The organism is Cellulomonas sp. NPDC089187, assembly GCF_040685135.1.
In the GTDB taxonomy this organism is placed as follows: domain Bacteria; phylum Actinomycetota; class Actinomycetes; order Actinomycetales; family Cellulomonadaceae; genus Cellulomonas.
The window spans coordinates 392,886-405,654 of record NZ_JBFBHI010000002.1 but is presented as its reverse complement, the minus strand read 5'-3'; the positions used below and the strand labels follow the sequence as shown (position 1 = coordinate 405,654).

Below are 12,769 nucleotides of genomic sequence, written 5' to 3'. Positions count from 1 at the left end.
AGCGTCGTTCCCGTGCGGGGAGCTCCGCCAACCACGGTAAGCGCCCCAACGCCTGAGCGCTGCCACAACGGACGAGGGCCCGGTACCGATCGGTACCGGGCCCTCCGTCGTCTCAGAGCGCGCGTTCCACCCGGACGGTGGTGAGCTGCGCGCGGATCCGCAACCGCAGATCAGCCGGCGCCTGCTCCTGGCAGCAACGCTTGACCAGATCCTTCATCACCTGGTCCACCACGACCTCGTCCAAGCAGGGACGGCACTCCTCGATGTGCGCCTTCACCTCAGCCGCGTCCGCGGTGCCGAGCTCACGGTCGAGGTAGGCGAACAGCCGGTCCACCTTCTCGTCGCAGTCCGGTCCTCCGCAGCCCTCGGCTGCCGTGGCCGCGTCGTCGCCGCTCATCGTCCCCTCCTCGAACCCGTCGCGTCGGCCTCCGACGTGTCGTCCGTGCTGTCACTGGCACCGACCAGCCCACGATCACGGGCGTAGTCGGCCAACATCTCGCGCAGCTGACCACGGCCACGGTGCAACCGGGACATCACGGTCCCGATCGGCGTGCCCATGATCTCGGCGATCTCCTTGTAGGCGAATCCCTCGACGTCGGCCAGGTACACCGCCATCCGGAAGTCCTCCGGCAGTCGGGCCAGCGCCGTCTTCACATCGGAGTCCGGCAAGTGGTCCAACGCCTCGGCCTCGGCCGAACGCAACCCGGCCGAGGTGTGCGACGCCGCCCGCGCGATCTGCCAGTCCTCGATGTCTTCGGCCTGCGACTGCTGCGGCTCGCGCTGCTTCTTGCGGTAGGTGTTGATGAAGGTGTTGGTCAGGATTCGGTACAGCCAGGCCTTGAGATTGGTGCCCGGGCGGTACTGGTGGAACGCTGCGAATGCCTTCGCGAACGTCTCCTGCACCAGGTCCTCGGCGTCGGAGGGGTTGCGGGTCATGCGCAGGGCGGCACCGTAGAGCTGGTCCAGGTAGACCAGCGCCTCGGCCTCGAACCGCTCGCTGCGTGCCGCCTGGTCCTCGGACTCGGGGGCGCGTGTGGTGTCCTCGCTCATCACCGCCGAGCCTAGCCGCGTCCGGGTGCCGGTGAGCACCGGGGGCCGCTCCAGGGTCGTCGTCATCATGATCGGCACAACATGTCGGGCACCACCGGGCATTCCCGGACTAGCGTGTGAGGTGGACGGTCGCACCCGGGCCGTCGAGTCGAGGAGGACCCCATGCTGTTGCGCCGGATCGCCCGCCCGCTGTTCGCGTCCTGGTTCTTGGCCGAGGGCGTCGACGCCCTGCGCCACCCGCAGGGCCATGTCGCTACCGCCCGCACCGCACTGGACCGCTTGGACGCGACGGTGCCCGCGGATCTCGACCTGGATGACGCGACGCTGACCACCGTGGTGCGTGCGCACGGTGCCGCCACCGCCGTGGCCGCTGGACTGCTTACCCTCGGTAAGCTCCCCCGCTTGTCCGGTGCCGCGCTGGCGCTGCTGACCCTCCCCTTGGCGTTGGCGGAGTTGGCGGTGGACAAGGAGCACCGCGGCCCCAAGCGGGAGCGCCGTCAGCGGCTGCTGCGTCCGCTCGCGCTGACCGGCGGGGCGCTGATCGTCGCTGCGGACACCCACGGCAAGCCGAGTGTGCGCTGGCGGGTGGAGCACGCCAAGGCGGTGCGTGCCGCCGCTGCCAAGACCGCGCAGGCCCGGGAGGCGCTCACCCGGGGCTGAAGGTCTGGGCCACGCAGACGGCCCCGCAGTCGGCGCACCGGACACGCCGGAGCCGACCGCAGCTCGGCCGATAGCCTGGTGCCCATGACCGGCACCGACTCCCCCACCCCCGGCCACGACGGCACCCTGCCGCTGTGGCCCGCCCCGCAGCCCAGCGGGCCGCTGGACGCCACGGTGGAGGTCCCCGGCTCCAAGTCACTGACCAACCGTTATCTGGTTCTCGCCGCGCTGGCGGACGGCCCGGGTCGGTTGCGTGCCCCCCTCCGGTCCCGGGACAGCCTGCTGATGGTCGCCGCGCTGCGTCAGCTCGGCGCGCGGGTCGACGACGACCCGAACCAGCCGGGCGACTGGGTGGTCACCCCCGGGCCGGTGCGCGGTGGGGCGCAGGTGGACTGCGGGTTGGCGGGCACGGTGATGCGCTTCCTGCCGGCGGTGGCCGCGCTCGGGGACGGCCCGGTCACCTTTGACGGCGACCCCGGGGCACGGGTACGGCCGATGGGACCGGTGCTGCATGCGCTGCGCGATCTGGGTGCCGACGTGGTGGAGACCGGTGAACCCGGCTTCCTGCCGTTCCGGGTCACCGGAGGCCCTGCCGTACACGGCGGCCAGGTGTCCGTGGACGCCTCCGGCTCCTCGCAGTTCGTCTCCGGCCTGTTGCTCACCGGGGCGCGGTTGCCGGAAGGGCTGACCGTGCAGCACGTGGGCGCGACGCTGCCCAGCCTGCCGCACATCGAGATGACTGTCGCCGCGCTGCGCGCCGCGGGTGTGCGGGTGGACGACACGACACCGGGCACCTGGCGGGTGGAGCCCGGTCCGATCGCCGCACGCGACGTCCGGGTCGAGCCGGACCTGTCGAATGCCGCGCCCTTCCTGTGCGCCGCCGTGGTCGCCGGTGGGACCGTGCGGGTGCCCGGCTGGCCGACGCACACCACCCAGCCCGGCGGGTTGCTGCCCGGCATCCTGGAGCGGATGGGCGCGAGATGCTCCCTGGACGGGGATGTGCTGAGCGTGACCGGGGACGGTCGGCCTCGGGGCATCGACCTGGATCTGAGCGCCGCCGGGGAGATTGCCCCGACCATCGCCGCCGTCGCCACCGTCGCCGAGGGCCGGACCGTGCTGCGGGGCATTGCCCACCTGCGCGGACACGAGACCGACCGGTTGGCGGCGCTGCGCACCGAGATCACCCGGCTGGGGGCCCGTGCCGAGGAGACCGCCGATGGTCTGATCATCGACCCCGCTCCGCTGCGACCGGCAGTGGTCCGCTCCTACGCCGACCACCGGATGGCCACCTTCGGGGCGCTGATCGGGTTGGCCGTCCCCGGGGTGCAGGTTGAGGACGTCGCCACCACCAGCAAGACGATCCCGGACTTCACCGGCCTGTGGAACGCCATGCTGGTGCGAGGCTGAGCACGATGGCCAAGCGCGACTACGACGAGCGCGACGTCCGGGTGCGTCCCAGCCGCAAGGGCTCACGGCCTCGCACCAAGACCCGCCCGGAGCACGCCGACGCCGAGCGCGCCCTGGTCACCGGCGTCGACCGCGGCCGCTACACCGTGCTGGTCGACCCCGACGGGCCCGACGAGCGTCCGGCCACCGCGATGAAGGCCCGCGAGCTCGGCCGCGACCGTGTGGTGCCCGGGGACCGGGTCGATCTGGTCGGTGACACCTCCGGAGCGGAGGGGTCGCTGTCCAGGATCGTGCGGATCGCCGAGCGTTCCACCGTGCTGCGGCGCACTGCGGACGACACCGACCCCTACGAGCGGGTGATCGTCGCGAATGCCGACCAACTGGTGATCGTCACCGCCCTGGCCGACCCGGAGCCGCGCACCCGGATGATCGACCGCTGCGTGGTCGCCGCCTACGACGCCGGGATGGATGCACTGCTGGCGTTGACCAAGGCCGACCTGGCCGACCCGGCACCCCTGCGCGAACTGTACGAACCGATCGGGGTGCGGGTGGTGGTCACCCGGGTCACAGCGGACGGCATCGACGGGTTGGAGGAGCTGACCGCCGCGCTGGACGGTCGGACCTCGGTGCTGGTCGGGCATTCCGGGGTCGGCAAGTCCACCCTGGTCAACGCCCTGGTACCGCAGGCGCAGCGGGCGACCGGCCGAGTGAATGACGTGACCGGGCGCGGGCGGCACACCTCCACCAGCGCGGTGGCGTTGCGGGTTCCTCGGGCGCAGGCCGGAACGTGGGTGATCGACACCCCCGGTGTGCGCTCCTTCGGGCTGGCCCATGTGGAGCCGGACCGACTGATCGGTGCCTTCGCGGATCTGGCCGAGGTCGCCGCCGACTGCCCCCGTGGCTGCACCCACCTGGCGAACAGCCCGGACTGCGCATTGGACGACTGGGTCGCAGGCGCGGGCGAGGGCAGTGCACTGCGGCAGGCCCGGGCCGATCGGGTCGATTCCTTCCGTCGGCTCCTGGTCAGCCGCACCGCCGACTGAGTCAGTGCTCCGGGTTCAACGGGTCCAGGTACTGCAACGCGGCATTGTGCAGATGCCCGTTGGACACCAGCGCTGACCCTCCGAAGGGCCCGTCCTGCCCGGTGATCGACGTGAAGCGCCCACCGGCCTCGGTCACGATTGGCACCAGTGCAGCCATGTCGTGCAGGGCGAGTTCGGGCTCGCAGGACAGGTCCACTGCACCCTCTGCCACCAGCACATGGGACCAGAAGTCGCCGTAGGCCCGGGTCCGCCAGACATTCCGAGTCAGGGACAGGAACCCGTCCAGACGGCCGTCCTCCTCCCAACCGGACAGGCTGGAGTAGGACAGCGACGCATCCCGCATCCGCTGCACCTCGGAAACCCGCATCCGGGTGGCCGAGGCCAGCGAACGCCCGGTCCACGCCCCCGATCCGACAGCCGCCCACCAGCGCCGGTTCAGCGCCGGCGCGCTGACCAGTCCGAGCACCACCTGGTCACCGTCCAACAGCGCGATCAGTGTCGCCCAGACCGGCACCCCGCGGACAAAGTTCTTGGTGCCGTCGATCGGGTCCACCACCCACACCCGCGGACCGTGACCGGTGTCCGGCATCTCCTCACCGTGTACGGCGTCCCGTGGGCGGGTCCGACCGAGCTGGGCGCGGATCAACTCCTCCGCGGCCCGATCGGCATCCGACACCGGGGTCAGATCAGGCTTGGTCTCGACCCGGAGGTCCTGCGCCTTGAACCGCGACATGGTCAGGCCGTCCACCTGATCAGCGATCACATGGGCCAGACGGAGGTCGTCGTCGTACCGGGTCATGCGGTCAACCTACCGGGGCGGGGTCGCTCAGCGCGGGATGCGTCCCAGCTCGCTCACGTCGTACCAGAGCAGGTCGCGCTCGGCCAGGTCCTCCAGCGCCGCGTCGTCGCCGTCCAGCGCCTGCGCCACCCGGGCGGCAGCCTCGGGCTCGTCAACGTGCACGCAGACCACCCCATCCGCGGTGACCTCGCCGGTGAGGGCCACCAGGCTGACCGGCTCGTCGCCGCCCGCCGGGGTGACATCGACCAGGTCGTCGGCGACCTCGGCGGTGACCACCAGACGCAGCGTCGGAGCGGACGGCGTGCCCGCCAGCAGGACCAGCGCGTCGTCGGCGGCCATCAACTGCGCAGCGAACTCCACGCCCTCCTCGTCCTCCTCCGGCAGCAGTCCGGTCAGCGCGGGGGTCACCGCGTGGGCACGGCGCGGGACCGGCAGGGTCAGGACCCCGTCGCGCAGGTCATCGAGGGTGGCAGGAATGTAGAGGCGCACGGGACCAGTGTGCCGTGTGCTCAGCTGTGGCGCGTCACCTCGCTGTCCACGGCGTGCCAGCACTCCCCCGAGCGGCATCGACTCACGTGGTCCACAGGCCTCACCACTCTCATGGCGTGGAGCGCCTCCGAATCGGTAGAACCGGGGTCCGGGCGTAGACAGGGGATGACGATGACCATGACGGTCGAGACGCTGACGGGCACGGACCTCGGTACCAGAGCCGAGATCGACGGCGATGCCACCGAGGTACGGCCACCGGCCCAGCACAGCGGACCACCCGGCCGGGTGCGGGACAGCCCCACGCTGGCCCGCGCCGTGGTGGTCGAGCTGCGGATGGCCCCGACACCTCGTCCGCTGCGTCGGGAGCCCCTCACACCAATGCCCGCACGCACGGCTGCCGCCGACCCCGCGCCATCGGCCGAGGTGCCGCCAACCGAGGTGCCGCCGGAGCGCGCCGTACAGGAGTCAACCGGAGCCGGGACCGAGGCCTCGACTGAGACCGCAGCTGTGATCGGGCACCGCGGCGCCGTGCTGCCCACGGTTGAGCGCCTGGGGTCGTGGTCGATGCCCACGTACCGGCATGGGATCGGTCCGTCCCTGCCGGGCGAACATGACGAGGTGGCCCTGCGCGCACGCACCGTGGGGATGCCGCGCACACCGGAGCAGCCCGGCACTCGGTCGGGAGCGGTCCGCGGTGGTCCTCCGGAAGCGCGGACCGACAGCCGGGCATCAGGACGCGATGTCCGGGTGGCCGCGGGAACGGGAGGCGGTGATCGAGCGACGGCAGCGCGGGACGGCCGGGCAGTCGGCAGCGGCGACGATCGGTCGCCGAGTGAGCTGGACCCGGGGCGGCTGTGCTGTCTGATCGCCATGGCAGCCGTGGAGGTACTCACCGGCAGCCGTCCGCTGGCACAGCTGGCTCGCTGGGTGACGCCCGCGATCTACCTGGCCCTCGAGCAGCGTCGACGGCTCAGTCGCTTCCGGGAGGGCACCGCCGCCGAGCCGGTGCTGCCGCGTGCCCAGACGTCGCCGACCGGTCGGCCGACGGTGCGACGACTGCGCGCCATGCGGTTGGCGGCGGATGTAGTCGAGTCGACCGTGGTACTGGGGCACGCCGACCGGGTACGAGCCGTTGCCGTGCGGTTGGTGGAACGCGAGGGTGTGTGGCGGGCGGAGGCGCTCGTGGTCGGCTGACCCCTCAGACCCGACGAGGGCCGGTTTCCCAGGGGAAACCGGCCCTCGTCGTAGAACTCGCTTAGCTCAGCCGCGGCGACGCTGCTGCTTGGCGGCCTTCCGGCGGGCCTCGCGGTTGGTGCTGTCCGCTGCGGGGGCGGCACCCTCCGGACCCGGGGCGGTCTCAGCCTGGGCGGCGCGCGCCGCCGGGCCGCCGGCAGCACGCCGACCCCCACCGGTCACCGTGGTCCCGGAGTCACCGTCCACACTGGGTGCGGAGTACTGCAACGGCACCTGGCGCTCCGGACCGTCGATGCCCTTGGCGACCAGCTTCGGACCGTTGAGCGCGGCCTGTGCCCCGACAGCGGGGGCACCCTCGGCACCCTCGGCACCGGGCTCGGCGACCTTGACCTCCAGGTTGAACAGGAAGCCGACCGCCTCGTCCTTGATCCCGTCAGTCATGGCCTGGAACAGCTGGTAGCCCTCGCGCTGGTACTCGACCAGCGGATCACGCTGGGCCATCGCGCGCAGGCCGATGCCCTCCTTGAGGTAGTCCATCTCGTAGAGGTGCTCGCGCCACTTGCGGTCCAACACCGAGAGGATCACCCGGCGCTCCAGCTGGCGCATGTTGCTCTCGCCGAGCTGGGCCTCGCGCTCGTCGTAGGCGATCCGGGCGTCGGAGAGCAGCTCGGCGGTGAGGGAGTCGGTAGTCAACCGGCCGATGCCGCCCACCGACTCGATCACCTCGTCGGCCTCGATGGACACCGGGTAGACCGCCTTGAGCGACGCCCACAGCGCATCCAGATCCCAGTCCTCGGGGTGGCCCTCACCGGTGACCTCGGCGACGTAGTCGGTGACGACGTCCTCGATGAAGTGCTGCACCTGCTCCTGCAGGTCCTCACCCTCCAACACCCGGCGGCGCTGCTCGTAGATGACCTCGCGCTGACGGGACAGCACGTCGTCGTACTTGAGCACGTTCTTGCGGATCTCGAAGTTGCGGGACTCCACCTGCGACTGCGCCGACCGGATACCGCGGGTGACGATCTTGGACTCCAGCGGCATGTCGTCCGGGAAGCCAGCGCGGGTCATCATCGACTCGGCCATGCCGGAGTTGAACAGGCGCATCAGGTCGTCCTGCAACGACAGGTAGAACCGGGACTCCCCCGGGTCGCCCTGACGGCCGGAACGTCCGCGCAGCTGGTTGTCGATCCGGCGGGACTCGTGGCGCTCGGTGCCGAGCACGTACAGTCCGCCCAGCTCGGTGACCTCGTCGTGCTCGGCGGCGACGGCCTCCTTGGCGGCCTCCAGCACGGCGGGCCAGGCTGCCTCGTACTCCTCCGCGTTCTCCGCCGGGTCCAGGCCCTTCTCCGCCATGGTGGCCACGGCCATGAACTCGGCGTTGCCACCGAGCATGATGTCGGTGCCTCGACCGGCCATGTTGGTAGCGACGGTGACGGCACCCTTGCGACCGGCCTGCGCGATGATCGAGGCCTCACGGGCGTGCTGCTTGGCGTTCAGCACCTCGTGCGGGACGCCGGCCTTGCGGAGCTTGCGGGAGAGCAGCTCGCTCTTCTCCACCGAGGTGGTGCCGACCAGCACCGGCTGACCGGCGGCGTGCCGCTCCACGATGTCCGCGACCACGGCGTCGAACTTGCCGTCCTCGCTCTTGTAGACCAGGTCGGCCTGGTCGACGCGCTGCATCCCACGGTTGGTCGGGATCGGCACCACGCCGAGCTTGTAGGTGCCCTGGAACTCCGCCGCCTCGGTCTCAGCGGTACCGGTCATCCCGGAGAGCTTGTCGTACAGCCGGAAGTAGTTCTGCAGGGTGATGGTCGCCAGCGTCTGGTTCTCCGCCTTGATCGTCACCCCCTCCTTGGCCTCGATCGCCTGGTGCATGCCCTCGTTGTAGCGACGGCCCGGCAGAACACGACCGGTGTGCTCGTCGACGATCAGGACCTCGCCCTTGTCGACGATGTAGTCCTTGTCGCGCTTGAACAGCTCCTTGGCCTTGATCGCGTTGTTGAGGAACCCAATCAGCGGAGTGTTCAGCGACTCGTAGAGGTTCTCGATGCCGAGGTAGTCCTCGATCCGCTCGATGCCCGGCTCCAGGACACCGACGGTGCGCTTCTTCTCGTCCACCTCGTAGTCGCGCTCGGGCTGGAGGCGACGGACGGCCTTGGCGAATTCGGCGTACCAGCGGTTGGCGTCACCGGAGGCCGGGCCGGAGATGATCAGCGGCGTGCGAGCCTCATCGATCAGGATGGAGTCGACCTCGTCCACGATGGCGAAGTGGTGGCCGCGCTGCACCAACTCGTCCACGCTCCACGCCATGTTGTCGCGCAGGAAGTCGAAGCCGAACTCGTTGTTGGTGCCGTAGGTGATGTCCGCGGCGTACTGGACCCGGCGCTCCTTGGGGTTCTGCCCGCTGAGGATCACCCCGGTGGTCAGCCCGAGGAACCGGTACACCCGGCCCATCAGATCCGCCTGGTAGTTGGCCAGGTAGTCGTTGACGGTGACCACGTGCACGCCCTTGCCGGTCAGGGCGTTCAGGTAGGCGGGGGCGGTGGCGACCAGGGTCTTGCCCTCACCGGTCTTCATCTCCGCGATGTTGCCCAGGTGCAGGGCGGCCCCGCCCATCAGCTGCACATCGAAGTGCCGCTGACCCAGAGTGCGACGGGCGGCCTCACGCACCACGGCGAAGGCCTCGGGGAGCAGGTCGTCCAGGGTCTCGCCGTCCTCCAGGCGCGCCTTGAACCGGTCGGTCTCCTCACGCAGCTCGGCGTCGGACAGCGAGGTGAAGCTGTCCTCCAAGGCGTTGACCTGCTGGGCGATGCCCGACAGCTTCTTGAGGACACGGCCCTCACCGAGTCGAAGGACCTTGTCGAGGATCGCCACTAGCACTCCCGGATTCCGCGCCCCGTGCCTGCAGTGCCGGGACGTCCCTGCGAGCCGACCACACTGGCCGGACCGCTCTCCATCGTAGGTGAGCAGCCCGGACCGCGGACAACCCCGGCCGCGTGACGGTGTTCGCTCTCAGCGTCGCCCCGGTGCTCAGGACACCAACGCCCCTACCAGGGCGGGCGCGAGGCCACCACGCGTCGGGTCGGCCACCGTGACCTCTGCCAGGCCGAGCCACTGCGCCATCAACCGGAGCTCGACGGCAAGATCTGTCGCCACCTCCTCGCCGGAGGGCGCTGTGGGGCGGCGCACCACCTCACCCGCGACCGGTGGGACCGGATGCGCGGCCAGGACGCGTAGCTCTCCCCTGGCCCGGTCCGCTTTCAGGTCGACCAGAGCGGCGGGTCGTTCCCCGTGCAGGAAGGGCAGCACGTAGTAGCCGTGCACGCGCTGGGCCGCCGGCACGTAGATCTCGATCCGGTACCGCAGACCGAAGAGCTCCTCCAACCGTCGTCGCTCGAAGACCAGCGGGTCGAAAGGGCTGAGCAGCGCCCGTCCGGTCGCCCGTCGGGGAAGGTCGGCGTCGACGTGCCGGAGCACCGGCCGGTCCCACCCCTCGACGGTCACCGGGGTCAGCTCCCCCGCGTCCACCAGGTCGATCACCGCCTGGTGTCCGTCCGTGGCCTTGATCCGGAAGTAGTCGAGCAGACACCGTTCGGTGGCCACGCCGTGCGCGCGGGCGGCGATCCTCACCAGCTCCCGGATGGCATCGGCGTCACTCGGCTCGGGTGCGGCGAGCACCGGGGCGGGCAGCACTCGTTCGGTCAGGTCGTAGCAGCGCTCGAACTGGGCGTTCCGGCGGGCTGAGGTGACCTCACCGGTGAAGAACAGGTACTCCAGCGCATGTTTGGCGGCGGTCCAGTTCCAGCCCCACTCGCTGCGATCCCGGGGCCGGTCGCCCTCGATCCGGGTGTGCACCTCGCGGGCGGTCATCGGACCCTCCGCAGCGATCAAGGCACGCACCTGCGCCAGCAGCGGGGAGTGCCGCACCGGCACCTCACGGATCGATCCCCAGGCGTAGTCCCGGTAAGCCCGGCGTCGCCACCCGAGTAGGGCATAGGTCGACGGCGGGACGTAGGAGGCCTCATGCGCCCAGGTCTCGACCAGCCGGCGGGGCGCACGGCCCGACGCACGGTCGATCAGCGCGGGGTCATAGGGACCGACCCGGGAGAACACCGGCATCAGGTGGGCGCGGGCCAGCACATTCACCGAGTCGATCTGCAGCAGACCGAGGCGATCGATCACCTGCTGGAAGTGCCGCATCGTGGCCGGCCCGCTCCGGGGAGGACGCGGACGGTCCAGCCCCTGGGCGCGCAGCGCGATCCGGCGAGCCTGGGACAGGCTGAGGCTCTCGGCCGGGCGCAACGATCCACGGGACGCAGGAAGCGAGGTCACCCACCCATCGTGCCGGTCGGCACCGACATCCAGTCCGACACACGCATCGCGCCCCGCCGGAGGACCCGACGGGGCGCGATGACCAGGCCACGGCTCAGACGGTGACCTCCTGGGGCACCGCCGTGGTGGACACGTCGAGTTTGATCACGCCGTAGCTCCACCCACGACGCCGGTAGGCCACCGATGGCTGCCCGGTGTCCGCGTCGACGAAGAGGAAGAAGTCGTGCCCGACCAACTCCATCTCGTACAGCGCGTCGTCCACGGACATTGGCCGGGCCTCGTGCGTCTTCTCCCGGATGATGACCGGCGAGTCACCGAGCTGGATCTCGACCGCCCCGTCCGCGGTGCGGGTCACCGGCTCCGGCTCGGGCTGCGGCACCGGAGTCAGGTCGGCAGTGTTCGGCGGTGGCGGGGCCACGGTGTTCCGGCGGTGGTTCTTGGTCCGGTCGCGGGCCCGACGGAGACGTTCGGTGAGCTTGTCGATGGCCAGATCGAGAGCTCCGTACCGGTCGTCCGCGCACGCCTCGGCCCGGATCACGGGGCCCTTGCCGATCACGGTCAGCTCCACACGCTCAGCTGCGGCAGCCTGCCGGGGATTCGGCTCGTGCGTCACCTCGACGTCGATCCGCTGCGCCCGAGGAGCCAGCGAATCGAGCTTGGCGAGCTTGTCCACGACGTGCTCGCGGAAGCGCTCGGGGATGTCGGTGTGACGACCTGCAACGGTGATCTCCATGGGGACTCCTCCTGGAGTTCCGGGGGACGGATCTGCGGACCCGTCCGGTGACCTGCTCGGGAACGTACCCCCCGAAGGGGCCTGTACCGGCACCACCTCCTCGCGCGGCGCACCGCGGAGAACCTCTATCGCCAGCCTCTGCGCCGGTCGATATCCGAGACACCACGCTATCCCGGAGCGGCATCCGATTCCACTCGCGCGCACCTGTGAGTTCTGGCCGGGGTCGCCGCCAGCACCAGCGCGCCGCAGACGGTGTGACCTGCGGCGTCGAGAACCGCTCGGCACGCGGCCAGCGTCGCGCCGGTGGTGAGCACGTCGTCGATCAGGAGGATGCGGTGTGGGGCGGCGGGCAGCGTGCCGGTGCGGATCCGCAGCCGTCCGGCCAGGTTGGCCCCGCGCCCTCGACGGCCCAGCCCCACTTGGTGTCGACGGCTCGCTCGGGCACGCAGCACCATGTGGGTCACGGCGGGGTGGTGTGCAGCGGTCAACCCCTCGGCGGCGGCCCGGGCCAGGGGCAGCAGCAGATCCTCACCTCGGCGACGACGTCCCGCGGCGGAGGGCGGCACCGGGATGACCAACGTCGGACCGGAGCCCTCACCGGTCCCACTCCCCGCATGGGCGAGCGCACCGGCTGCGGCGCGGGTGCGGGCGGCGAACCAGGCGGACAGCTCCGCACGCCCCTGGTCCTTCCACGCCAACACGGTGCGGCGGACCGCGCCCTGATAGATCGCCTGCGCCCACACCGGCAGGGGTGGCCGCCCGTCCATCAAGTCCAGGCGTCCGGCGTCCTGCTCGCAGCGCTCCGGCCAGGGCCGCCAGCCACGAGCGCAGTCGGCGCACAGCACCGATCCGGGGTCCTGGCAGGCCGCGCAGCACGCGGGCAGCAGCAGATCGAGGACATCCGCGATGGGGCCGCGACGGCGTGGCACAGCAGGACGCGGGCACCGGAGCACCGGGTCCAGCACGGGGACCGGGCCGTCTCCAGGTGAGTGATCTCGCGCGAGCATGCCCGCAGCTTTCGCTCAGCGCACCGGTCCGTCCCGGTCGACCGCCCGGCCCTGG

The 12,769-nt window shown here is 71.0% G+C and carries 12 protein-coding genes; 4 read left to right on the top strand and 8 right to left on the bottom strand.

Annotation, left to right across the window (positions count from 1 at the left end):
- Positions 1-112: 112 nt before the first annotated feature.
- Both rsrA and AB0N78_RS06135 read right to left on the bottom strand, forming a co-directional pair.
- On the bottom strand, positions 113-397 hold the full coding sequence (rsrA, locus tag AB0N78_RS06140; RefSeq protein ID WP_363387096.1) for a mycothiol system anti-sigma-R factor: 285 nt from the start codon (positions 395-397) through the stop codon (positions 113-115).
- Positions 394-1,119 (bottom strand): sigma-70 family RNA polymerase sigma factor, encoded by a 726-nt coding sequence (locus AB0N78_RS06135; RefSeq protein ID WP_363387093.1) that lies wholly within the window; start codon positions 1,117-1,119, stop codon positions 394-396. Before AB0N78_RS06135 ends, rsrA begins: the two co-directional genes overlap by 4 nt.
- A 93-nt stretch (positions 1,120-1,212) precedes the next feature.
- Here AB0N78_RS06135 and AB0N78_RS06130 point away from each other — a divergent pair, with 93 nt between their 5' ends.
- The 3 genes from AB0N78_RS06130 (at position 1,213) to rsgA (ending at position 4,160) form a co-directional block, all read left to right on the top strand.
- A complete protein-coding gene (locus tag AB0N78_RS06130; RefSeq protein ID WP_363387090.1) occupies positions 1,213-1,710 on the top strand; it encodes a DoxX family protein in 498 nt (165 codons plus the stop codon).
- Positions 1,711-1,794: 84 nt separating this feature from the next.
- Positions 1,795-3,117 carry a 3-phosphoshikimate 1-carboxyvinyltransferase gene (gene aroA / locus AB0N78_RS06125; RefSeq protein WP_363387087.1) on the top strand — a complete coding sequence of 441 codons (1,323 nt, stop codon included), beginning with the start codon at positions 1,795-1,797 and terminating at the stop codon, positions 3,115-3,117.
- A 5-nt stretch (positions 3,118-3,122) separates the two neighbouring features.
- On the top strand, positions 3,123-4,160 hold the full coding sequence (rsgA, locus tag AB0N78_RS06120) for a ribosome small subunit-dependent GTPase A (RefSeq protein ID WP_363387084.1): 1,038 nt from the start codon (positions 3,123-3,125) through the stop codon (positions 4,158-4,160).
- A 1-nt stretch (position 4,161) separates the two neighbouring features.
- Here the strand turns inward: rsgA and AB0N78_RS06115 are convergent, their stop codons facing one another.
- Both AB0N78_RS06115 and AB0N78_RS06110 read right to left on the bottom strand, forming a co-directional pair.
- Positions 4,162-4,959: an inositol monophosphatase family protein gene (locus AB0N78_RS06115; protein ID WP_363387082.1), complete on the bottom strand. Its 798-nt coding sequence runs from the start codon at positions 4,957-4,959 to the stop codon at positions 4,162-4,164.
- A gap of 27 nt (positions 4,960-4,986) precedes the next feature.
- Positions 4,987-5,448: a hypothetical protein gene (locus tag AB0N78_RS06110; protein ID WP_363387080.1), complete on the bottom strand. Its 462-nt coding sequence runs from the start codon at positions 5,446-5,448 to the stop codon at positions 4,987-4,989.
- Between the two features lie 111 nt (positions 5,449-5,559).
- On the opposite strand from AB0N78_RS06110, the gene AB0N78_RS06105 reads away from it, so the two are divergent.
- Entirely contained in the window at positions 5,560-6,642 is a 1,083-nt protein-coding gene (locus AB0N78_RS06105; protein WP_363387077.1) for an Rv3235 family protein, read from the top strand.
- Between the two features lie 66 nt (positions 6,643-6,708).
- On the opposite strand, the gene secA is transcribed toward AB0N78_RS06105, so the two are convergent.
- From secA to AB0N78_RS06085, 4 genes are all read right to left on the bottom strand, one after another.
- A complete protein-coding gene (secA, locus tag AB0N78_RS06100; protein WP_363387074.1) occupies positions 6,709-9,522 on the bottom strand; it encodes a preprotein translocase subunit SecA in 2,814 nt (937 codons plus the stop codon).
- Positions 9,523-9,672: 150 nt separating this feature from the next.
- The gene (locus AB0N78_RS06095) at positions 9,673-10,974 is read right to left on the bottom strand and encodes a crosslink repair DNA glycosylase YcaQ family protein (protein WP_363387071.1); all 1,302 of its coding nucleotides are present in this window, start codon (positions 10,972-10,974) and stop codon (positions 9,673-9,675) included.
- A gap of 94 nt (positions 10,975-11,068) precedes the next feature.
- The gene (gene raiA / locus AB0N78_RS06090; protein ID WP_363387068.1) at positions 11,069-11,707 is read right to left on the bottom strand and encodes a ribosome-associated translation inhibitor RaiA; all 639 of its coding nucleotides are present in this window, start codon (positions 11,705-11,707) and stop codon (positions 11,069-11,071) included.
- A 167-nt stretch (positions 11,708-11,874) separates the two neighbouring features.
- A complete protein-coding gene (locus AB0N78_RS06085; RefSeq protein WP_363387065.1) occupies positions 11,875-12,636 on the bottom strand; it encodes a ComF family protein in 762 nt (253 codons plus the stop codon).
- Between the last annotated feature and the right edge of the window lie 133 nt (positions 12,637-12,769).